A 22,002-nucleotide genomic window follows, 5' to 3' on the forward strand; every position below is an offset into this window, starting at 1 on the left:
CAGTGATGATGGCCCGATGATGCCACAGCCCACTAGAATGACTGCATTCTCAGCCCAGACCCCACGATGAAACTTCCGTCACTGAATACCCAGATCCTGATCGGCTGCCTGCTCGGCGTCGCCGCTGGCAGCTTGCTTTCCGCCCAGGGCGCGACGCCATTGACCCAGGACACCCTGTACGGCGCCAAGCTGGTCGGCAACCTCTTCCTTGACCTGCTGCGCATGGTGCTGGTGCCGCTGGTCTTCGCCTCCATCGTCACCGGCGTCGCCAACCTGCGCGCTCACGATCAGATGCACCGGGTATGGACAACGACGCTGATCTTCTTCCTGTTCACCATGGCGGTAGCCATCGTCATCGGCTTTGGTGCCGCCCACATCTTCCGGCCCGGTGAGGGTCTGCATCTGGAGATGTTCGCCGAGGCAACACGCAACTACCAGGCACGGCAGATGGCGCTGCCCGACTACATCGCCCAGTTCATGCGCGGCCTGTTCCAGAATCCGTTCAAGGCGCTGGCCAACGGCGACATTCTGGCCATTGTGATCATCGCCCTTTTCCTCGGCATTGCGCTGGTCATCGGTGGCGAGCGCTACCGCAATATCCGTAACCTGATGACCGAGCTGCAGGAACTCTGCCTGATGATCGTCGGCTGGATCATGCGTCTCGCCCCGTTCGGCCTCGCCGCCCTGCTACTGCAACTGGTCGCCACGCAGGACGCGGCGCTGCTCGGGAGTCTCGGCCATTTCATCGCCGTCGTCATCGGCTCGACGCTATTTCACGGCATCATCGTGCTGCCCGGCGTACTCTGGCTGATGACCGGCGTCTCGCCGCTGCGTTTCTTCAAGGGGGCCCGCGAGGCATTGCTTACCGCCTTCATCACCAGTTCAAGCAATGCCACGCTGCCCATCACGCTGCGTTGTACCGAGCAGCATCTGCACGTCAAGAAGGACATCGCCAGCTTTGTCGTGCCACTCGGCGCGACGGTCAACATGGACGGCACGGCGCTTTACGAAGCGGCGGCGGCGCTGTTCGTCGCCCGACTGGCCGGCATCGAGCTCGACATTGCCAGCCAGCTGATCATCTTCTTCGTCGCCATGCTCGGCGCCGTCGGGGCGCCGGGCATTCCCAGCGTCGGCATGCTGTCGATGGTGCTGGTCCTCGAATCGGTCGGCCTGCCGACCGAGGCGATCGCCATCCTGCTGCCGATCGATCGCATCCTCGACACCGTGCGCACCGCCGTCAATGTCGAGGGCGACATGGTCGGCAGCTTGATTGTCCAGAAGATTGCCGGCCAGTCGAAAGTAGCCTGAGGCCTATTTGTCCGGCACCTCGATACCCTGCCGGCGCAGCCAGTTCTTGTCCAGTTCCCAGCGCACCTCACTGATGCCTGGTTGAGCAAGAACGATGTCCCTGACTTCATCCTGCACCTGTCCGAGCAGGCGCTCGACGGTGATGAAGGCGGGATTGTTGGCATCCTTGACGTTGATATCCGGGTAGAGAACGCCAAGCATCCGGAAGGCTGGCGAATCAAAATTGCGCGGCGTCGCCATCACGGCCGTGCTGCCTTCAACACGCAGGACGTGGAACTTGTACGGATATTCCTTCAATTTCTGGCTGCCCTGCGTCGCGATGATGTCGTTCAGCGCCCGCGTTCGGGAATCCGGGCGCTGGATGACCCAGTCCAGGGTGAGCAACAGGGTTATGACGAGCAGCGCCCACTGCCAAGACTTGATGTGTCGAAAATTCATTTTGATGCTCTCCGTACTGCCAATTTCCCGCACTTGCTGCCCCCAGCCAGCGCTCAGCGTAACATTAGTACTTGGCGACAACCAGCCTGAAAAATTGACGTATTTTGAAACCTTAAGGAGACGCGATGCCCCTCTTCAAACTCGGTGACAAACAACCACAACTCGGCGACAACGCATGGGTCGCACCCAACGCCACCGTGATTGGCGACGTACGTCTGGGCAGCAACGCCTCGATCTGGTGGAATGCCACGCTGCGCGGCGACAACGATCCGATCCACATCGGTGACAACACCAATATCCAGGATGGTTCGGTGCTGCACACCGACGAAGGCGTACCGATGCATATCGGCAATGACGTCACCGTCGGCCATCTGGTCATGCTGCACGGCTGCACGGTCGGCGACGGCAGCCTGATCGGCATCGGTTCGGTGATCCTCAATCACGCCGTGATCGGCAAGGGCTGCATTGTCGGTGCCAATACGCTGATTCCCGAAGGCAAGGTTTTCCCCGACCGCTCGTTGATCGTCGGCTCACCGGGCAAGGTGGTGCGCGAACTGAGTGATGAAGATGTCGCCAAGCTGAAGAAGTCAGCCGAACACTATGTCGACAACGCCCGGCGTTACCGCGACACGCTGTCGCCGCTCTAAATATCGACTCGATGCGCGCGCTCACCCTGCTACCACTACTCGCCCTGTCCAACTCATGCTGGGCGGTAGACCCGTGCGACGAATTGCCGAAACCATCGGTCACGGTCAAACGACTGGAAGAGCGCATCACTTACAACACCACTTACGGCTACCGCTCGCTGACCAACCTGGGGGCGACCCTGGCCCGTCCTGGCAAGCAGGTACTCGGGTTGACCCGCGGCAATGCCATCGCGAAATTCACCACCAATACCGCTTCGCTTATTGACCCAAGCGGCCGTTGGGAATGTGCCAGCCCCCAAATCACCCTGACTTTCGGCTTCACGCCGGTGACCGTCTACGTCGCCAGGGAGTTCCCGCAGGGCAGTTGCGCCTACAAGGAAATCCACGAGCACGAAATGCGACACTTCAAGACCTATCAGGATCATATGGCCGGCATCGAAAAAACGCTGAACGACACGCTGGCCAATCGATTCGTCACCGCCAAGGTCTGGCGTGGCCCGGCCGGCCAGACGGCCGCACAACTCCAGAGGGAACTGGATGAGCGCTGGCTGCCCTACGTCCAGCGGGAAATCCAGAAGGTCGAAGCGGCACAGGCCTTGATCGACACCCCTGAGGAATACGAGCGGGTCACCAATTCATGTGATGGCGAGATCAGGAAGCGCCTGCGCTGACAGCCTTTTCCGGAACATTAGCCATGAACGATTTTGCCCATCAGGTTGAACTGCTACTAGAGCCCTTGGCCGATCCCGGCAAAGCCTGCAGGATGGCCGCCTACATGAAGGGGAAATTTGCTTTTCTCGGCATTCAGACACCACCGCGGCGGCAGGCTACCCTGCCGTTGATCCGTGCCTTTCACGGAAATCTGATCGAGGCTGCGCAGGCGTTGTGGGCGCTACCGCAACGCGAGTACCAATACGTTGCCATTGACCTGCTCCGCCATCACAGCAAGAGCCTTGGCAGCGAACAGCTCCCGGCACTTGAAGAACTGGTCCGCTGCAACTCATGGTGGGACACTGTCGACGGATTGGCCGTCACCATCGGCGGCATCGTTTTCCGTCAGCCGGAACTGGCCTGCCGAATGGATATTCTGATCACCTCACCCGACCTGTGGTTGCGCCGTGTAGCGCTGTTGCATCAACTGGAATGGAAAGAACGCACCGATCAAGCGCGGCTATTCGACTACTGCCGACAATGTGCCAATGAAAAAGACTTTTTCATTCGCAAGGCCATCGGCTGGGCATTGCGCCAATATGCCCGAACCAACCCGGAAGCAGTACGTAGCTTCCTGGCGACCCACGGTAAAAATTTATCCGGCCTGTCGTTCAGGGAGGCGTCGAAACACCTGTAATACACAACAAAAAAGCCATCGTCGAAGCGACGATGGCTTTTCCGCTGCCCACAGCAGTGAGTTCAGCCCTATATGGAACTGGACAGATTGGATAACGTGATGTTCGGCCGCATGGTCTCCATGACCTTCTGCAACCCGACGCGCGATTTGGTATTGATGACCAGCGGCGCCCGAAGATTCGGCGTAATCGAACCCTTGTCGTCTTGTTCTTTCCGGAACAGAACCTGCATCACCGCAACATCCTCTGGAGAAGGCGACTGCAGCAAGGCATTTTCAGCATCGGACAAGGCCAATTCATAGTTGAATCCGAGCATCACCGGATCGACAATCTGAAATGCCAGCATTGGATCGTCCAGCGATTGCAAGGTAAAGCTGCTGGGCTCAGCCGGGCCCTCCTCGTGGACCAGCATGTAGCGCTTGCTCTGTTCAAAACCGACCAGGCCGTTCGGGAAGGTAATGACTTTTTCCGGGCTGACATCAACGGCGCCAAACAAATAGGTTTCTACTTTCATGCCTTTGCTCCTCCATGCGATTGTAATTGCATTGACAGCCATGCTACACCAACTCGGTGCGGTTGTATTTTCCAGCCGGATTGCGCATAGTGCACCCCCCTTTTTGCTGTACTGCCTCACCCATGCTGCCACCCATTGAACACCGCATCGCCATTGAGCTGGGCGTCCGCCCGGCCCAGGTCAACGCCGCCATCGCCCTGCTCGACGAAGGGGCAACCGTGCCCTTCATCTCACGTTACCGCAAGGAAGCCACTGACGGCCTCGATGATACCCAGCTGCGCAATCTGGAAGAACGCCTGACCTACCTGCGCGACCTCGAGGAGCGCCGCACGGCAATCCTCGCCAGCATCGAAGAACAGGGCAAGCTGACGCCGGAGCTGAAGGCCGAGATCAGCGATGCGGAAACCAAGCAGCGCCTGGAGGACTTGTACCTTCCCTACAAGCAGAAGCGCCGCACCAAGGCCCAGATTGCCCGCGAAGCCGGCATCGAGCCGCTGGCCATCGGCCTGCTGGAAAATCCGGAACTGACGCCGGAAGATGAAGCCGAGAAGTACATCAACGTCGATGCCGGCTTTGCCGACGCCAAGGCGGTGCTCGACGGCGCCCGCCAGATCCTGATGGAAAAATTCGCCGAAGACGCCGAACTGCTCGGCCAATTGCGCGAATACCTCAACGAACACGGCCATGTCCGGTCGACCGTGGTCGAAGGCAAGGAAACCGAAGGCGCCAAGTTCCGCGACTGGTTCGACTTCGCCGAGCCGGTGGCCACGATGCCCTCGCACCGCGCGCTTGCTTTGCTCCGCGGTCGCAATGAAGGCATGCTGCAGGTGGCGCTGGTCCTCGACTCCGAACTCGACGAAGAAAACCTCAAGCCCGGCCCGAATCCATGCGAGCAGCGCATCGCCGTCCGCTTCGGCATCAAGCCGCAGAATCGCCCGGCCGACAAATGGCTGAGCGATACCGTCCGCTGGACATGGAAGGTCAAGGTTTATACCCACCTCGAACTCGAACTGATGAACGAGTTGCGTGAACGCGCCGAGGAAGAGGCCATCCGCATCTTCGGCAAGAACCTGAAGGACCTGCTGCTCGCCGCTCCGGCCGGCCAGCACGTGACCATGGGCATCGACCCCGGCATCCGCACCGGCTGCAAGATCGCCGTTGTCGATGCCACCGGCAAGCTGCTCGACACCGCCACCATCTACCCGCACGAGCCGCGCTGCGACTGGGATGGCTCGATGTCGACCATCGCCCGCCTGGCATCGAAGCACCAGGTCAGCCTGGTCGCCATCGGCAATGGCACGGCCAGCCGCGAAACCGACAAGCTGGTGCAGGACGTGATGAAGCGCTACCCGGAAGCCCGCCTGCAGAAAATCGTCGTTTCTGAAGCCGGCGCCTCAGTCTATTCCGCTTCCGAACTGGCGGCCAAGGAATTCCCGGATCTCGACGTTTCGATCCGCGGTGCCGTCTCGATCGCCCGCCGCCTGCAGGACCCTCTGGCCGAGCTGGTCAAGATCGACCCGAAGTCGATTGGCGTCGGTCAGTACCAGCACGACGTGTCGCAGACCAAGCTGGCGCGCAACCTCGATGCGGTCGTCGAAGACTGCGTCAATGCCGTCGGCGTCGACGTTAATACCGCCTCGGTGCCGCTGCTGACCCGCATCTCCGGCCTCAATGCCGGCCTGGCCGCCAACATCGTCAGCTACCGCGACGCCAATGGCGCCTTCCGCTCGCGCGACGCCCTGAAGAAGGTACCCCGCCTTGGCGACAAGACTTTCGAGCAGGCGGCCGGCTTCCTGCGCGTACCGAACGGCGACAACCCGCTCGACAGCTCCTCTGTGCACCCGGAAGCCTACCCGGTGGTCGAAAAGATCATTGTCGACCTGAACAAGCCGATCAAGGAAATCCTTGGCGACAGTCGCGCCCTGAAAGGTCTGAATCCGTCGAAATACACTGATGAGCGCTTCGGCCTGCCGACCGTCCAGGACATCTTCAAGGAACTGGAAAAACCCGGCCGCGACCCGCGCCCCGAGTTCAAGACGGCCACCTTCACCGATGGCGTCGAAAAAGTTTCCGACCTACGTCCGGGCATGATCCTCGAAGGCGTCGTGACCAACGTCGCCGCCTTTGGTGCTTTCGTCGATATCGGTGTGCATCAAGATGGTCTGGTCCATGTCTCGGCGCTGTCCAATACCTTCGTCAAGGACCCGCACGATGTGGTCAAGGCTGGTCAGGTGGTCAAGGTCAAGGTGCTGGAAGTCGACCTGCAGCGCCAGCGCATCGCGCTGACCATGCGGATGGGTGACGAACCAACGCAAGGCAAGCGCCACGACAACGCTCCGGCCAATCGCGGCAACAACCAGAGTCGGCCAGCACAGCGTAGCAGCGGAGCGGCACCGGCCGGCAACGCCATGGCCAGCGCCTTCGCCAAGCTGAAGCGCTGAACCTGAACGCAAAGACCCGTCCGCCGGCGGCGGAGGGGTTGCATTTGCTTACATCTCGCGACAACTGGCGAACATCCTTTTACCTTCGCCGGGCGTAGACTTCCAGCATCAACTGTCCGAAGCATCCAACGCCATGAAACGCCCACTGCTACTGCTTGCCCTGCTCCCCTTGGGACTCTGGGCATTTTTTGTTTTCCCCGATCTGCTCTCCACCGCCCAGGGGTTCTGGGATTGGCGCCGTGCCCTGATCATCCTGTCCGGCATCCTTGCCCTGTGGTGGATGAGCGCCGGCATGCTGCTGGCCACCCGGCCAGTCTGGCTGGAGCAACGCTTTGGCGGACTAGACAAGCTTTATCGCCTGCACAAAGACATCGGCATCGGCGCTGGTATCCTCGTCTTCACGCACTGGATGATGGAATGGCTGCCGAAGAATCTGGCCAAGCTGGGCTGGATCGAACGCGCCAACCGCCCACGCGGTCCGCGCGGCGAACCGGACCTGTGGATGGACCTGGCCAAGGATGTCGGCGAGTGGGCCGGCTATATCCTGCTGGCGCTGGTCGTCATCGCGCTGCTCAAGCGCATTCCCTATCGCTGGTTCAGGCTGGTACACAAGGCTTTCGGCCTGATTTTCATCGGCGGGGCATTTCATGGCCTGATGCTGATGCCCAAAAACTTCTGGAATCAACCACTGGCTTGGCTGACCGCCGCCGTTGCTGCGGCGGGCATCATTGCCGCCCTGTTCTCGCTGAGCAACCGGATCGGCCGCCAGCGCCAATATCCGGCGCGGATTGAAACCATTCGCCGTCACGATGGCGATGTTCTGGAAATCGTCTGTCGGCCACAATCCGGCTGGCCGGGCCATAAGGCCGGGCAATTCCTGTTCGCCAACTTTGGCCAAACCGCCGAAGGCGCCCACCCCTTTACCATCGCCACGGCCTGGCAGCCACAGCATGGCACGCTGACCCTGGCCATCAAGGCACTCGGCGACTTCACTGCCAAACTGCCAGAACTGCTGCAAGCCGGTCAGACGCTGACGTTGGAAGGACCTTACGGAAAGTTTGACTTTTTGGGCAAGATAGCGACGCATGAAGCCCCCCAAGTCTGGATCGCAGGCGGCATTGGCGTTACTCCCTTTCTGGCCAGGCTTGATGAACGAACCACCAATCCGCCCGCTCAGGCCAATACTGACTTCTTCTATTGCACGGCAAAAGATGCTGATTATCCCGATCAACTCGAAGCACGCTGCCGCCAAGCCGGCGTCCGCCTGCATCGACGTTTGACCGATCGCGACGGAAAACTTGACCCCGCCGAAATCCAGGCTTGCCTGAAACCTGGCAGCAGCGTCTGGTTCTGCGGCCCAGCGGCCTGGGGAGTTTCTCTGGCGGACAAACTAATCAGCCTGGGCCTACCCAAAACCGCCTTTCATCGTGAAGTTTTCGAATTCAGATAAAAACCAAAGCAATACTTTGGAAAATACCGAGCCGCGATTGGACTTTAACCAGCAAGGTTTTTGACTTCAATCTGAGTCACGATATGCAATGAAAAAGCACAGCTTTGAAGCTGTGCTTTTTAACGCGCTGCTAATGCTTGAGCTTGACGACCAAACCATGTTGGATTTGCTAGATTAGCGAGCCTTACGCTGGCGTATCGCACCGAGTCCTGCAAACGCCAAACCAAGCAGCGCAAGGGAACCTGGTTCCGGAACAGAGAATCGATCGGTCGTAATCGCAAAGGCAAACTTCGCAGTCGTGTCGTCGGCTTCCGCAGTCCTGAAACCGTAGCAACTGGTACCCAGCCCCAGTACGCCGCATTCGCCCGCCGTCAATTGGCTTAGCGGGAAGGCCTGATTGGCGGTATCCAGAACGAACACGCTAGCGTAATAGGTGCGCAGGAAATCGTCAGAATTACCGAGAATGCCGTCAAGGCCTGAGTCAAGATACTGGAATGCGTTGTTCAAGGTCAGCGTATTGCTGAAACCGAACAAATCCGGACAACCGTTCGGTCCATAGCTGGCTGCTGTCTTACCGTCAGCACAGAAGCCGCTGCCATCATGACCAAAGCCGCCTAAACCGAACTCCCCAGCATTTGGTGTTTCCTGAAACTTGAAGTTGAACGTCAGCGTAGGCGCCGTTACCAAACCAGGTATGTAATAGCTGGGCAATATCGGGTTCAGCGTTAACGTATCGGTAATGGTTGCCCCAGTCAAAGTGCCATAGGTGCTAGTCAACGGGTTGTTCCAGTGGGTAATCGAAATACCGGTACCGATCTGGCCAGCATTAGGATCTGGCGTGCCACCAATCGTGGTGAAGACATTCCCGGTTGCCGGAGTGCCCCCTGTCAAATTACCCGTGACGGCATTTCCAATGGTCAAGGCGCTGCGATTTAAGTCCGAGTTTCCCGAATTGACCTGAAAGTTGCCGCCGCTATACCCCCAGGATAATTCGTATGGGCTGGTGGTTTCCAAACCAGATAGCCCCGCTCCTCCTGACCATGTAGCATTAGAAAACGTTGAATCGGTTGAATAACTCCATTCGCTAACCGGGGCGGCCTGTGCCGAGCCCGAGACAATGCTTAGCATCAGGGCCGATGCAGTAACTGCACTATGAATAATCGTCTGTTTGAAAAGTTGTTTCATTTTGAACTCCTTCCAACAACACTTGTCTTGTCACGCTTCCCGACCAAACTGACGCATAAAACAGACCACACACTTAACACCGCCCCAAAAAACAATCACAAGATATTGTTTATCTTTATAAAAACAAAACACACCGAAAATTGATCAGCGACAACTTGCTGCCATTCCCATTAATTTGAAAGACAAATGTAAGAATTTCCGACATCACCGGCATGCCCAAACAACGACATGCCATACTTAACCAGCCGCGCCAGCTGGAGCGCAGATTCAGGCATGGTCTTTGTACATATCCAGCACCAAGCCGCGTGACCTCTCTCATCCGTTGGCTGAGGATTGATATTTTTCGCGTAGTTCAACCTGACACCTTAAACTGTTGCCTTTGGCCTGTTCAGGCGCATCAACCCGGATTTAGCGCATATGCAAGAATCACCACTCAGCACAAAGGAAAAACATATCCTGTCGTGCTATGGCATCAAGAACTGCGACACCATGAAGAAAGCCATGAACTGGCTGACCGAAAACGGGTTCGCTTACGAATTCATCGACTACAAGAAAGCCGGCGTGGCCGAAGCCAATCTGCCGGACTGGAGCGCCCGCGCCGGCTGGGAAAAGCTGCTCAATACGCGCGGCCTGATGTGGAAGAAGCTGACAGACGAAGAACGGTCTGCGGTTGACCAGTCAAAGGCGCTCAGGCTGATGGCCCAATACCCGTCCCTGATCAAGCGGCCGGTGCTCGACACCGGCAGCAAGCTGCTGGTTGGCTTCAGCCCGGAAACCTACGCGGCGGAACTGAAATGAGCGATAGCTTCGTCCGCCGCTTCCTGTTCGAAGGCCTCAACATTCGCGGCGCCATCGTCCATCTGGGCGACGCCTGGCAGCATATGCAGCACGACCGCAACTACCAGCCCACCGTCGCCCAACTGCTTGGCGAAACCGCTGCCGTCACTGCGCTGATCGCCGCCCAACTCAAGCAACCCGGGCGCCTGACCCTGCAGTTACGCGGTAGTGGCCCGATCCAGTTGCTGGTCATGGATTGCAATGAAAAATTGCAGATGCGCGGCATGGCCCGCAGCAATCCGGTGGTCCTGCCGGCCCCGGTTCAGGAGCTGCTCGGCGCCCATCTGGGTGGGCAGCTGATGATGAGCCTGGACATGCCGGATGCCCGTCTGCCCTACCAGAGCTACGTGCCGATGGTCGGCGACAGCATCGCCGCCATCTTCGAGCATTATCTGGAACAATCCGAACAGCAGCCTTCACGCCTGTTCGCCATGGCTGGCCCGAAGGCCGCGACCTGCCTTTTCCTGCAGAAAATGCCGGATGCCGACCAGCGCGACCCGGATGGCTGGCACCGCATCACGCAACTGGCCAGCACGGTTAAGCCGGCAGAACTGCTCGAACTGGATGCCGAAAGCCTGCTCACCCGCCTCTTCCACGAAGACATGGCCGAGCATGGCATTCGTGTCTACGACCCGCTGCCCGTCGCCTATCACTGCCCGGAAGACAGGGACAAGGTAAGGGACATGATCCGCGGCATCGGCCGCCACGATGCCGAAACCATCCTGGCCGAGCATGGTGAAATCATGATCAAGGACGATATCTGCAACCGCGAATATCGTTTCACCGCCGAGGACGTCGCCGCAATTTTTGCCGTCAGCGAAGGCAAAGCCCTGCATTGAACGCACCGGACAAACTCTTCATCCTCGGCCGCCAGGTCGAGCTGATCAACCGGAACCAGACGCTCGGTCAGATCGTCACGATCATGATCGCCTCCAGCCTGTGCTGGGTCGGTTATCAGGAAGGGGTTGTTCCCTACCTTGTCGGCCTCTGGGGGCTTGCTGCCATAGGCATGGCCCTGCTGCGCCTGGCACTGGCCAGGAAATACGCTCAATCGCCAGTTGAGGAACGAGCAGAAAACATCCTGGCTTGGCACCGGAAAATCCGGCTAGGTGCGCTGGGCAGCGGCCTGATCTGGTCGGTAGGAACAATGCTCATGATGAGTGGTGGCAACCTTCCGATGCAACTGTTTACCGCTTTCGCGATGGCCGGTATTTCCGCCGGTGCCCTGCCGGTCCTTGGTGCCGACCGCTGGGCCTATCGGCTGTTTGCCTGGCCGATCATCCTGACCGTGATTTTCAGCGTCTTCGCTACCGATCACATGCATGCCGCCTTCAGTGCGCTCGCCACCCTCGCCCTGATCATTTTCACGCGCAGTGCCGACGCCTTCCACCGAATGCTCAATGAAACCTTCGAGCTTGAGCGAGAAAAGACCCGCTTGCTGAGCACGGTCGACCAGGCCCGCCAGACCGCCGAGAAGTCCGATCTCGCCAAAACCCAGTTCCTGGCCAACGTCAGCCACGAGTTGCGCACACCGATGAACGGGATTCTCGGCTTATCGGAGTTGCTCAGCAGCGATCCGCTAACGCCGGACCAGGCGGAACTCCTCTCTCTGCTACGGGATACCGCCGATGGCTTGATGCGCCAGATCGATCTTCTGATCGAACTGTCGGCGCTTGAAGCCGGCCATGTCGTCATCAAGCCGGCACCGTTTGCCGTGGCTGACCTGCTGGAGGGGCTGGTTTCCTCGCAACTTCGCTCGGCCAATGAAAAAGGCCTCAAGCTGGAAAAACAGGCCGACCCGGATCTGCCATTGGTCCTGATCGGTGATCTGGAGCGGCTCCGTGAGATTTTTGACCATCTGGTCGGCAATGCCATCAAATTTACCGAACACGGCACCATCAGCATCACGGCCAAGCTGCTCGAAAAGCAGAATCAGCACGCACGTATCGCGTTCAGCATCCGCGATACCGGCCCCGGCATCTCGGAAGAAAAACTGCAGGTAATCAAAGGCCTCTTCGCCCCTGGCGACAGCTCCTTGATCCGCCGCCATAGCGGCATCGGTATCGGGCTACCGATTTCCCGCAAGCTGGTCGAACTGATGGGCGGCGAAATAAGCATCGCCAGCGAAGTCGGTGTCGGCAGCAATTTCTGTTTTACGCTGCCCTTCGCGCTTGAAGCGGCCCCGGTTGCAGGCAGCCACTGACGCCAGTCAGCCTCCGGCCTAAATCACCTTGCCGGGATTCATCAGTCCCTGCGGATCAAGCGCCTGCTTGATCGAACGCATCAGCGCCATTTCGACCGAACTCTTGTAGCGCCGGATTTCGTCGCGCTTCAACTGGCCGATACCGTGCTCGGCCGAAATCGAGCCGTTCAACGCGTGGACCGTGTCATGGACGAGTCGATTGACCTCCGGCTGGCTGGCGATAAACGCCGCGTTGTCGTGGGCATCGGCTTTCGACAGGTTGTAATGCAGGTTGCCATCACCGACATGACCGAAAGCAACAACACGGATGCCGGGAAAGGCTTTGGCCAAGGCCGCATCGGCGGTCATCAGGAATGCCGGAATACTGGAAACCGGCACCGAGATATCGTGCTTGATGCTGATGCCTTCGATCTTCTGAGCCTCGGAAATATTCTCGCGCAAGGCCCACAGTCTTTTTGCCTGGATTTCGGATTGCGCCACGACACCGTCACTCACCTCACCCGCTTCCAGCCGCTCGGCCAGCCAGGCTTCGATGGCAGCCGGTTCGGCCGCCGAGAACTCGGCCAGCACATACCAGGGGCTGGTTGTGGTCGGCCGCTGGGTAGCGGGAATATGCTTCAGGACCAGCCCGAGCGAAGTTTCGGAAACCAGCTCGAAAGCCGTCAGTTGCGCATCAAAAGCAGATTTTGCCGAATTCAGCAGGTCGACCGCAGCATTTGGTGAAGCCACATTCAGCCAGCAGGTAACCTGCGTTTTCGGTAGCGGAAAGAGCTTCAGAACGGCGCCCGTGATGATGCCAAGCGTACCTTCGGCACCGATAAATAGCTGCTTCAGATCGTAGCCGGTATTGTCCTTGCGCAGGCCACGCAGGCCGTTCCAGATTTCGCCGCTGGGCAGGACGACTTCGAGGCCGAGCGTCAGTTCGCGGGTGTTGCCGTAGCGCAGCACCTGCACACCGCCGGCATTCGTCGACAGGTTGCCACCGATCTGGCATGTCCCCTCGGAAGCCAGCGCCAGCGGGAACAGGCGGTCGGCGGCACGCGCCGCTTCCTGCACCGCACCTAGCGTGCAACCGGCTTGCACTGAAATTGTGTTGTTTTTCGCGTCGACCGCAGCAATCCGGTTCAGGCGGCTCAAACTGATGACCACCGCCCAGCCCGCTTGGTCCGGGGTCGCCGCACCACACAGGCTGGTGTTGCCGCCCTGCGGCACGATGGGGATGCCGGCATCGACACAGGCTTTGACCACCGCAGCCACCTCGGCCGTATTACCTGGGCGGACGACGCATTGCGCCACTCCGCGATAACGACCGCGCCAGTCTGTCAGAAACGGCGCCAACTCGACCGGGTCAGTCAGCACCTGAGCGGTACCGACGATCCCGGCCAGGATTGATTTCAGATCAGACGACTTGGGCGTAGAGGTCATGGTGGTCGGCATCAATGACCTTGACCTGCAGGAAGTCGCCCGGCTGGGCATCGAAATGACCATCCAGGTAAACCAGTCCGTCGATTTCCGGCGCATCGGCCTTGGAACGGGCGATGGTGCCTTCTTCATCGACCTCGTCGACCAGCACCTGAATGACCGTGTCGATCTTGGCCGCCAGCTTGTCGGCGGAAATGTCTTCCTGGACCTGCATCAGCCAGCGACGGCGATCCTCGCGCACGTCTTCCGGCAGCAGCTCACCGAGTTCGTTGGCCTTGGCACCGTCGACCGGCGAGTAAGCAAAAGCACCGACGCGGTCGAGCTTGGCATCTTCCAGGAACTGGATCAGCTGGTCGAAGTCCTCTTCCGTCTCGCCGGGGAAGCCGGTGATGAAGGTCGAGCGGATGACGATTTCCGGGCAGATTTCGCGCCACTTGGCGATGCGTTCCAGCGTGTTCTCGGCCGAGGCTGGGCGCTTCATCGCCTTCAGGATCTTCGGGCTGGCGTGCTGGAAAGGTACGTCGAGGTAAGGCAGGATCTTGCCCTCGGCCATCAGCGGAATGACGTCATCGACCGACGGGTACGGGTAAACGTAATGCAGGCGGACCCAGATGCCTAAACTGGCCAGCGCCTCGCACAATTCCTTCAGGCGCGACTTGACCGGCTTGCCGCCCCAGAAGGCGGTGCGGTACTTGAGATCGACGCCGTAGGCGCTGGTGTCCTGCGAAATGACCAGAATTTCCTTGACCCCGGCGCGGGCCAGATTCTCGGCTTCGGCCAGCACATCGCCAACCGGCCTTGAGACCAGCGGGCCGCGCAGCGACGGGATGATGCAGAAGGTGCAGCTGTGGTTGCAGCCTTCAGAAATCTTCAGATAGGCAAAGTGGTCCGGGGTCAGGCGAACACCCTGCGGTGGCACCAGATCGGAATACGGGTCGTGCGGCTTGGGCAGATGGGTGTGGACGATCCCCATGACCTCGTCGGCGGCATGCGGGCCGGTGACGGCGAGCACGGCCGGATGCGTCGTCTGGACGATGTCGCCCTTGGCGCCGAGACAGCCGGTGACGATCACCTTGCCGTTCTCGTTGAGTGCCTCGCCGATGGCGTCGAGCGACTCTTCGACTGCAGCATCGATGAAGCCGCAAGTATTGACGATCACCAGATCGGAATTGTCGTAACTCGGCGAAATCTCGTAGCCTTCGGCGCGCAGCTTGGTCAGGATACGCTCGGCGTCACTGCTAGCCTTGGGGCAACCGAGAGAAACGAAGCCGACGGTCGGCACTTTTTGTTGAATAGTCATGCGAATGGAACCTTATCCGGACAGGCCGGCGAACAAAGGGGGTATTTTACGGGGGATTCAGCTTGGCAGGCGGGCAAGTGCCTGTTTCAGTGCATCAAAACATTGCGCGTCGATGGCCGTACCGACGTTTTCGGTCATCATTTCCAGGGTCTTCGGAATCGGCACCGCGCCACGATAGGGGCGTTCGGCGGTGATTGCGTCAAAGATATCGGCCGTCGTGATGATCCGCGTTTCGAGGCAGATATCGTCGGCGCTCACACCGCGCGGGTAGCCCTTGCCATCCAGACGCTCGTGGTGCGCGGCCGACACCCTGGCCAGCTCCGAAAAGGCATCGATACGCGACAGGATGGCCTCGGTGTAGGCTGCATGCGCCTGCACGGCCGCCCACTCCTCGGCGTCGAGCTTGCCCGGTTTGTCGAGCACGCTGTTGCTGACGCCGAGCTTGCCGACATCGTGCAGCAGCGCGCCACGCTTCAGCCAACGGCGACGTTCCGGCGACAGGCCAAGCGCCTCGGCGATCAGGTCGGTGTAGAGCGCGACGCGCGCACTGTGGCCGCTGGTGTAGGGACTTTTCGAGTCGACTACCTGACCGAAGGCAGCGGCGATGTCGTCGAGATAATCGTCGTCGAGCGCCACGACATGCGAAGCCGGCTCCAGCGCCAGCACCGCCGCCATGACATCGGGGGCCGCCAGCGTCGCCCAGAAGGTCTCGTCGGCTACCGCCTCGACCACGTCGACCAGCGCCGGATCGAACCAGCGTCCGGCCCGCAGGCGGATTTCGTCGAGTGCCGCCTGTGGCCCACCGGCCGTGTGAAAAACGTCGATCACCTGGGCCAGCAACGAGATCCGCGAATAAAGCGGAATCGCCTCACCGGCCAACCGCGCGGGTTTGCCCTCACCGTTGAAATGCTCGTCCAGGCTGTAGATACCGACCGAGACGCTTTCCGGAAAACGCAGCAAACGGGCAATTTCGGCACCACGCTGGCAGCGGGTGGCGATCAGTTCGGTGGCGATCTGCTCGCCATCGCGCATGATCGTCAACACGCTGCGGAAACGTTCTGCCAACCCGGCTTTCAGGCCGGTATGACTGAGCACGAACTGCAGCACCTTGGGCAGGCTGTCGCCGACGGTCTTGAAATCGCGCTTGAAACTCAGGTCGTCGGTCAGGTAGAGCTCACAGATACGCGCCGCGTTGCTGCTGCAACCAAGATCTTTCAGCAGCAACGTGTAATAGAGATTCCACAACTCGCCGTCATCCAGCCCGAGTTGGCGGCCGACATGCATGCCGATCCAGCAGCAGCGCACGCAATGGCCTTCCGGCTGCCCCTCGGTGATATCCAGCGCGTGACTGAGCGCCGAGATCAGTTCGGAGAGCTTCAGGCCTGCCAGGGCGGGCAACGTAAACCGGGAGGGCGAGTTATTGGGCATTGGTCATAGATTAGCCACGAAGGCCAAAGTTCTCCGTTTTCACAATGACCTGGGAGCACGACGCCACCACCAGCCCGCCCGGCCAGACTCAACTATTGCGCGATCCCGAGCTTTCGGGTCCACCACGGCGTAATTGCCGGCAGCAAGGTCAGCGTCCAGATCACCACCCAGGCCGTCAGTGGCATCAGCAGCTTCAGTTCCGGAAACTGGGCGACGGTGATCACGGCCAGCACGACCGGGATAACCCCGGTTTCCCGGACGATGCTCATGAACAGCTTGTCTTTCATGTTCAGGTCGGTCGGCAGCAGCGACAGCATGACAGCCACGGGCCGGGCGATCAGGATGAACGCGAGCGACACGACCAGGCCAAGGAGCGCGCTTTCCCACAGGTCACCGAGGGCGACGAACGGACCGACCATCATGAAGATCGTCGGCTTGGCGATGCTTTCGATCTTGATTTCCATGGTGTGCAGCGTTTTGTGGAAATACGTCTTGCCGTGGTTGTAATTGGCCAGCAGACCAGCGACAAAGGCGGCCAGGAAGCCATTGCCATGGATGACCTGGGCCAGCAGGAAGGTGACCAGCGGGACGGCGAGCACGATGGCGAAGTCGTAGCTGGTTTCGCCGACATCACGGACGTGGTCCCTGGACTTGTACACTTCGTAGCTGTACATGGCGCCCCAGCCGATAACCCCGGCGATGGAGCCAAACAGGAACTGCTTGCCGAGCAGCAGCATGTTTTCTGCGCTGAACAGCCCGGCAGCCAGGGCTGTCAGCGAGTCGACCGCGGTGCCGGCCAGGATCATGGCGGCGACTGCGGCCGTGAAGATGGCCCCAACGGCGTCGTTGAGGGCACTTTCGGCAACGGCAATATCGTTGAGACGCTTGTATTCTTCCTTGAAGACGATCTTTTTCAAGGTCGGGATCAGTGCGGCCGGATCGGTGGAGCCGAGAATGGCCGAAAGCAAGGCGGCGGTTTTTCCATCCAGTCCAAAGGCCATCAGGATCGGGAACATCACGAAGAACGTAACGAGATAACCGACAACAGCGATCATCAAGGTCGGAAAGGCGATCTTGAGGAAATCGAAGCGGTCCACCTCATCGCCGCCACCTTTCAGGATGATGGCAGCGAGTGCCGTACACACGACGACCGGGATCATGATCTGCGGGGCAATCGGGGCCAGGGCATCATGCAGCACGATACCGACCAGCAGTTGCAGGGTAAAGTTGGGGAACACCGTGCCTTCGGCGGCTTTGCTGCAGGCCCAGCCAAAGACCAGGAACAGCCCCATGCACCAGAGGGCATTGGCGATGGCGGCTTCGGTTCCTTCAAGCATAGCCAGGCGCGCCAGTATCTCCGGCGCAATGTGGTTCAACACGAAGGCCAGGACAAAGAGACCGGCAATTTTTCCGTATTTCATGGGGTCATTTTTCAAAATTAGCGAAAAAAGGGACGCGGACAATTAGCGTAAACAACACGTCACAGAGCTTTGACAAGGCAATCCCGCTAGCACCTGGCGAAAATCATCTCTGGCTCCAATGCGCCGGAGAATAGCGGCTGACTGATGGCTTGTCGATTAGGGAAAGCCGCAACCCAGGCTCACGATATTCCGCTCCGGCTCAGTGCCTGAGCCATTTCAGCAACATCGCGTAAAGAACCTCAGGCTCCACCGGCTTGGACAGAAAATCGTTCATGCCCGCCTCAACACATCGGTCACGATCCTCGCTGAATGCATTGGCCGTCATGGCAATGATCGGTAGCGTCTCGTGGCCAGGGAGCCGGCGGATCTGGCGAGTCGCGGCCAAACCGTCCATGACCGGCATCTGCATGTCCATCAACACGACCTGATAATCGTTCGCCTCAACCAAAGCCAGCGACTCCCTGCCGTTCGCCGCCACGTCGATCTTCCAGCCAATTTCTTCAAGAATGGCCAGCGCGACATCCTGGTTGATCGGCTCATCCTCGACCAGAAGAATCCGCGCACTGCTGAAATCGGCTTTCAGAATTGATTCGGCATCCGATCCGGCAGGTTTATCGGCAAGCGGCATGCCACCGGTTTGCCCCGGGATATCGGCGAGATGCCGGACCAGGCAGTCGTTGAGCATACTAGGCGACAAGGGCTTGAGCAGCGCTTCGGCAAAACCCATCCGGGTGGCATCTTCAATGATCTCGGGATCGCTGGATGCGGTCACCAGGATGGCCAGCGGCTGCTGCCGCAAAGGCAGGGCGCGCAATCTGGCCAAGGTTTCGAAACCGTCCATGCCGGGCATCAGCAGATCAACCAGAACGAGATCGTAGGGTTTTCCTTCCCGCTCGGCCGCCTCGATTTCCTGTAATGCCACCGCCCCCCCCGCAGCACCTTCACCTTCCAGACCGATCATCCGCAATAACTGGGACTGGACCAGACGCGTCACCGGCATGTCATCAATGACCAGCGCCCGCTTGCCACGCAGGCTGGGAATGCGATGGCGTCCGGTCGCTGCCCGGACCCGGCCCAGTCGAGCCGTCAGCCAGAAAGTACTGCCAACCCCCAAAGTGCTCTCGACCCCGGCCTCACCGCCCATCAACTGGGCCAAGCGGCGCGTGATGGCCAGGCCAAGGCCGGTACCGCCGTAGCGGCGCGTTGTTGTGCTATCCCCCTGCTCGAACACCTGGAACAGGCGGGGCAGGTTTTCCGGGGCAACGCCGATCCCGGTATCCTCGACTTCAAACCGGATCAACACATCGTTGCTGCTTTCCTCGACCAGGCGGGCACGCAAGACGATGCTGCCGTAATCGGTGAACTTGACTGCATTGCCGAGGTAGTTGATCAGCGACTGGCCAAGACGTGTCGCATCGCCCATCAGGAAACCCAGGCTGGCATCGGTATCGATAATCAGCTCCAGCCTTTTCTCGCGAACCCGGTCAATCACCATTGACGTGACGCGCGACAGGAGTTCCTCCAGATTGAACTCCGACTGGTCCAACGCCAGCTTGTTCGCTTCAATCTTGGAAATATCAAGGATGTCGTTGATCACGCCAAGCAAGTGATCGGCACTGGCGGCAATCTTGCCCAGCTTGTCCGCTTGGCCCGAGTCGGTAATCGTTCGCCGCAACATGTAAGTCAGGCCGACGATGGCATTCATCGGCGTCCGGATTTCATGGCTCATGTTGGCCAGGAATGCGCTCTTGGCCCGCGAGGCAGCTTCGGCTGCCTCATGCGCCACGGCCAGCTCAGCAGTGCGCTCGGCGACCAGTTCCTCCAGATGATGGCGGTGGCGTTCGAGTTCATCGGCGTTGCGGCGCTTTTCGGTGACGTCTTCCTTGACTGCAACGTAGTGGGTGACTCGACCATCCTGCCGCATGGGCATGATCGTCAGGCGTTCGGTGTAGATTTCACCGCTCTTGCGCTTGTTGATCAGCTCGCCCTGCCAAAGCTGGCCACGCGACAGCACCGCCCACATTTCGGCATAGGTTTCTCTCGGCGTCAGACCGGAATCCAGGATGCGCGGCGTCTGCCCAATCGCCTCTTCGCGACTGAAGCCCGAGATACGGACGAAAGCCTCATTGACATACTCGATATTGGCATCGACATCGGTGATAAGAATGCCCTCGGTACTCTGCTCGACCGCCATGGACAACAAAAGCAACTGCCTTTCAGCCTGCTTGCGGGCAGTAATGTCGATCCGGTTGCCGACGATGTAGCCACTGGGGGTGCGATTTTCGATAATCAGCAGCCAGCGCCCATCATTCAGCTCCTGCTCAATGGCCAGCCCGTCCGGATGCTGGTGCTGTGCCACACGACTGCAGACCCAGCCGTCGATGTCGCCTTGAGCTTCAGGATACTGGCCGCGCTCGGCACCTTTGCGAATGATGTCCGCGAAGTGCATGCCAGGCACGATCAGGTCGCTGCTGTCGGAATAAATATCCAGATAGGTTTCGTTGCAAATAACCAGCCGGTCTTCTTCATCGTAGATCGTGAAGCCGACCGAGACGTTCTCAACGGCCTCCCGCAGCAGCTTGGCCGATTTCTCAGCGGCCAATTCCAGATCTTTCCGAACCGTGATGTTTTGTCCGATACCTCGATAGCCCGCAAAGTGCCCCTCCTTGTCGAAGTACGGAATACCGCTGGCGAGAAGCCACAGGTGTTCCCCCCGGTCATTCAGGAGACAGTATTCAAAATCACGAAACGCTTCCCGGTTTTCAAGAACAGCCAGGTGCCCCGCCAGCGCGTCCGGTTTATTGATCTCATCGTTAAGCCACAACTCGCTTCGGGCCTTGCCCAAGACCTTTTGGGGGTCGATACCGCAAATGCGCTGCAGGTTTTCTGAAAAATAAGAGAAACGAAGATTGGCGTCCGTTTCCCAGAGCCAGTCAGCCGAGCTCTCCGAGAAATCGCGGAAGCGTTGATTGGATGCCGCAAGTGCGTCATTGGCCTGGATGACATGTTGCTCGACGCTCCCAACGCGACGGTGGAGGGCAAGCATCAGCAGCACGATGAAAAGCGCGGACCCCGTGCCAACAAAAAAGAGCAACTGGGTACGCGATACCCGATCAGCCGCGATATCCCGCAAAATGGCCATTGAGGCGACCGGATGCTGATCGTTATCCAGCAAGGCAATCAGTTTTGCCGACCAGATACGCTCGCCCTTGATCACGTCGAAGACGCCTGGGTCACTACCCCGGACAAACCCCTGCCAAGAGGCGATCAGCGATGCCGGAACCCCAGGGAATGACTGGCTGAGCAGGGCAATCTCGGCATGGTCACCCCAGTTTCCCGATAGGCCAAAGGCCTTCTTGCCATTAGCGAAAGCTTCGGCTGATGAATAGGCCTTATGCACCGCCGTCAGCACATCCAGACCGGTCAGGCGCTTGATCTCGCGGGCAAAGGATTCAACCTCCATGCCCATCTCGACATAGCCGATCACATTGCCATTGACACGCCACGGCATGACCTGCCTGAGCGTAAAAACGGAAGTTGTGCCAAGTTCGAGGCCGGTCGTCATCTGGCCGCTCGCCTCGGCATCCAGCAAGCCTTTGCGGCGCACCTCGTCCCCACTCCGCTCAGGATCATGGACACGGAGAAGCACCTTGCGGTCTGGCGTAATGAAATACCAGTGACTAAGGTCAAACTGGGCATGCAATTCGCGGTACCTGGGTCCTGCCAAGGCCAGCAAAGCGTCCCGATCGCCCCGCTGCATTGCTTCGACAAACCGGTGGTCATTGGCGACCTGTGTCGCCATCCAGCGCAAGTAGCGGCCATTATTATCGACCATACCCTGCCAGATGCGCTCGACCTGCTGGGTTGCGAGCGCGGTGCGCTCCCTTTCGCGCCAATCCAGATAGGCCGCGAAGCTAAGCAATATCAGGATGGCCAGCGCAATGGTGGAGACCAGCACTGGCCGGATGATCTGCTTGCGGAAACTCAGGGCTGACGACGGGGAGGCCATCTTTGACAAAAACGACATTTTTTTAATTCGATATATTACTTAAGTATAACCTG

General features: G+C 59.2%; 17 protein-coding genes. 9 read left to right on the plus strand and 8 right to left on the minus strand.

Annotated features, from left to right (window positions below):
* The first annotated feature begins 66 nt into the window (after window positions 1–66).
* The gene (locus DARO_RS14035) at window positions 67–1,308 is read left to right on the plus strand and encodes a dicarboxylate/amino acid:cation symporter (RefSeq protein ID WP_011288466.1); all 1,242 of its coding nucleotides are present in this window, start codon (window positions 67–69) and stop codon (window positions 1,306–1,308) included.
* A gap of 3 nt (window positions 1,309–1,311) precedes the next feature.
* Here the strand turns inward: DARO_RS14035 and DARO_RS14040 are convergent, their stop codons facing one another.
* Window positions 1,312–1,746: a hypothetical protein gene (locus DARO_RS14040; protein ID WP_011288467.1), complete on the minus strand. Its 435-nt coding sequence runs from the start codon at window positions 1,744–1,746 to the stop codon at window positions 1,312–1,314.
* A gap of 125 nt (window positions 1,747–1,871) precedes the next feature.
* Here DARO_RS14040 and DARO_RS14045 point away from each other — a divergent pair, with 125 nt between their 5' ends.
* Genes DARO_RS14045 through DARO_RS14055 form a run of 3 tightly spaced genes read left to right on the plus strand, consistent with a single transcriptional unit; the run spans window position 1,872 to window position 3,741 of the window.
* Window positions 1,872–2,393, plus strand: coding sequence for a gamma carbonic anhydrase family protein (locus DARO_RS14045; protein WP_011288468.1), 522 nt, complete (start codon window positions 1,872–1,874; stop codon window positions 2,391–2,393).
* Window positions 2,394–2,404: 11 nt separating this feature from the next.
* Window positions 2,405–3,064, plus strand: a complete 660-nt coding sequence (locus DARO_RS14050) for a hypothetical protein (RefSeq protein ID WP_011288469.1) — start codon at window positions 2,405–2,407, stop codon at window positions 3,062–3,064.
* A gap of 23 nt (window positions 3,065–3,087) precedes the next feature.
* The gene (locus DARO_RS14055; RefSeq protein WP_011288470.1) at window positions 3,088–3,741 is read left to right on the plus strand and encodes a DNA alkylation repair protein; all 654 of its coding nucleotides are present in this window, start codon (window positions 3,088–3,090) and stop codon (window positions 3,739–3,741) included.
* 68 nt (window positions 3,742–3,809) lie between these two features.
* On the opposite strand, the gene fliW is transcribed toward DARO_RS14055, so the two are convergent.
* Complete coding sequence (gene fliW / locus DARO_RS14060; RefSeq protein ID WP_041224414.1) at window positions 3,810–4,253, minus strand: flagellar assembly protein FliW; 444 nt, start codon at window positions 4,251–4,253, stop codon at window positions 3,810–3,812.
* A 122-nt stretch (window positions 4,254–4,375) separates the two neighbouring features.
* Here fliW and DARO_RS14065 point away from each other — a divergent pair, with 122 nt between their 5' ends.
* Both DARO_RS14065 and DARO_RS14070 read left to right on the plus strand, forming a co-directional pair.
* Complete coding sequence (locus DARO_RS14065; RefSeq protein WP_011288472.1) at window positions 4,376–6,694, plus strand: Tex family protein; 2,319 nt, start codon at window positions 4,376–4,378, stop codon at window positions 6,692–6,694.
* Window positions 6,695–6,827: 133 nt separating this feature from the next.
* On the plus strand, window positions 6,828–8,144 hold the full coding sequence (locus DARO_RS14070) for a ferric reductase-like transmembrane domain-containing protein (RefSeq protein WP_011288473.1): 1,317 nt from the start codon (window positions 6,828–6,830) through the stop codon (window positions 8,142–8,144).
* Between the two features lie 174 nt (window positions 8,145–8,318).
* Here DARO_RS14070 and DARO_RS14075 read toward each other — a convergent pair whose 3' ends face one another.
* Window positions 8,319–9,329 carry a PEP-CTERM sorting domain-containing protein gene (locus tag DARO_RS14075; protein ID WP_011288474.1) on the minus strand — a complete coding sequence of 337 codons (1,011 nt, stop codon included), beginning with the start codon at window positions 9,327–9,329 and terminating at the stop codon, window positions 8,319–8,321.
* 417 nt (window positions 9,330–9,746) lie between these two features.
* Between DARO_RS14075 and DARO_RS14080 the strand changes: the two genes are divergently transcribed.
* From DARO_RS14080 to DARO_RS21800, 3 genes are read left to right on the plus strand one after another with little or no spacing between them, the layout of a single operon-like run.
* Window positions 9,747–10,127, plus strand: a complete 381-nt coding sequence (locus tag DARO_RS14080) for an arsenate reductase (protein ID WP_011288475.1) — start codon at window positions 9,747–9,749, stop codon at window positions 10,125–10,127.
* The gene (gene hslO / locus DARO_RS14085) at window positions 10,124–11,005 is read left to right on the plus strand and encodes an Hsp33 family molecular chaperone HslO (protein ID WP_011288476.1); all 882 of its coding nucleotides are present in this window, start codon (window positions 10,124–10,126) and stop codon (window positions 11,003–11,005) included. Before DARO_RS14080 ends, hslO begins: the two co-directional genes overlap by 4 nt.
* On the plus strand, window positions 11,002–12,369 hold the full coding sequence (locus DARO_RS21800) for an ATP-binding protein (protein ID WP_011288477.1): 1,368 nt from the start codon (window positions 11,002–11,004) through the stop codon (window positions 12,367–12,369). The genes hslO and DARO_RS21800 overlap by 4 nt, the downstream gene beginning before the upstream one ends.
* 18 nt (window positions 12,370–12,387) lie before the next feature.
* Here DARO_RS21800 and DARO_RS14095 read toward each other — a convergent pair whose 3' ends face one another.
* The 5 genes from DARO_RS14095 to DARO_RS21805 all read right to left on the minus strand — a co-directional run bounded on the left by DARO_RS14095 (window position 12,388) and on the right by DARO_RS21805 (window position 21,949).
* Window positions 12,388–13,794 carry an FAD-binding oxidoreductase gene (locus DARO_RS14095; protein ID WP_011288478.1) on the minus strand — a complete coding sequence of 469 codons (1,407 nt, stop codon included), beginning with the start codon at window positions 13,792–13,794 and terminating at the stop codon, window positions 12,388–12,390.
* On the minus strand, window positions 13,769–15,091 hold the full coding sequence (rimO, locus tag DARO_RS14100; RefSeq protein ID WP_011288479.1) for a 30S ribosomal protein S12 methylthiotransferase RimO: 1,323 nt from the start codon (window positions 15,089–15,091) through the stop codon (window positions 13,769–13,771). Before rimO ends, DARO_RS14095 begins: the two co-directional genes overlap by 26 nt.
* 57 nt (window positions 15,092–15,148) lie before the next feature.
* A complete protein-coding gene (locus tag DARO_RS14105; protein ID WP_497462981.1) occupies window positions 15,149–16,489 on the minus strand; it encodes an HD-GYP domain-containing protein in 1,341 nt (446 codons plus the stop codon).
* Between the two features lie 122 nt (window positions 16,490–16,611).
* Window positions 16,612–17,940: a cation:proton antiporter domain-containing protein gene (locus tag DARO_RS14110; protein WP_011288481.1), complete on the minus strand. Its 1,329-nt coding sequence runs from the start codon at window positions 17,938–17,940 to the stop codon at window positions 16,612–16,614.
* A gap of 199 nt (window positions 17,941–18,139) precedes the next feature.
* Window positions 18,140–21,949, minus strand: coding sequence for a response regulator (locus DARO_RS21805; protein WP_198134044.1), 3,810 nt, complete (start codon window positions 21,947–21,949; stop codon window positions 18,140–18,142).
* Between the last annotated feature and the right edge of the window lie 53 nt (window positions 21,950–22,002).

It is taken from the genome of Dechloromonas aromatica RCB, assembly GCF_000012425.1.

Excerpts from the sequence above, each read along its gene's own strand:
- DARO_RS14035 (WP_011288466.1), top strand. The coding sequence starts at position 67 with ATGAAACTTCCGTCACTGAATACCCAGATCCTGATCGGCTGCCTGCTC.
- DARO_RS14040 (WP_011288467.1), bottom strand. The coding sequence starts at position 1,746 with ATGAATTTTCGACACATCAAGTCTTGGCAGTGGGCGCTGCTCGTCATA.
- DARO_RS14045 (WP_011288468.1), top strand. The coding sequence starts at position 1,872 with ATGCCCCTCTTCAAACTCGGTGACAAACAACCACAACTCGGCGACAAC.
- DARO_RS14050 (WP_011288469.1), top strand. The coding sequence starts at position 2,405 with ATGCGCGCGCTCACCCTGCTACCACTACTCGCCCTGTCCAACTCATGC.
- DARO_RS14055 (WP_011288470.1), top strand. The coding sequence starts at position 3,088 with ATGAACGATTTTGCCCATCAGGTTGAACTGCTACTAGAGCCCTTGGCC.
- fliW (WP_041224414.1), bottom strand. The coding sequence starts at position 4,253 with ATGAAAGTAGAAACCTATTTGTTTGGCGCCGTTGATGTCAGCCCGGAA.
- DARO_RS14065 (WP_011288472.1), top strand. The coding sequence starts at position 4,376 with ATGCTGCCACCCATTGAACACCGCATCGCCATTGAGCTGGGCGTCCGC.
- DARO_RS14070 (WP_011288473.1), top strand. The coding sequence starts at position 6,828 with ATGAAACGCCCACTGCTACTGCTTGCCCTGCTCCCCTTGGGACTCTGG.
- DARO_RS14075 (WP_011288474.1), bottom strand. The coding sequence starts at position 9,329 with ATGAAACAACTTTTCAAACAGACGATTATTCATAGTGCAGTTACTGCA.
- DARO_RS14080 (WP_011288475.1), top strand. The coding sequence starts at position 9,747 with ATGCAAGAATCACCACTCAGCACAAAGGAAAAACATATCCTGTCGTGC.
- hslO (WP_011288476.1), top strand. The coding sequence starts at position 10,124 with ATGAGCGATAGCTTCGTCCGCCGCTTCCTGTTCGAAGGCCTCAACATT.
- DARO_RS14095 (WP_011288478.1), bottom strand. The coding sequence starts at position 13,794 with ATGACCTCTACGCCCAAGTCGTCTGATCTGAAATCAATCCTGGCCGGG.
- rimO (WP_011288479.1), bottom strand. The coding sequence starts at position 15,091 with ATGACTATTCAACAAAAAGTGCCGACCGTCGGCTTCGTTTCTCTCGGT.
- DARO_RS14110 (WP_011288481.1), bottom strand. The coding sequence starts at position 17,940 with ATGAAATACGGAAAAATTGCCGGTCTCTTTGTCCTGGCCTTCGTGTTG.
- DARO_RS21805 (WP_198134044.1), bottom strand. The coding sequence starts at position 21,949 with ATGGCCTCCCCGTCGTCAGCCCTGAGTTTCCGCAAGCAGATCATCCGG.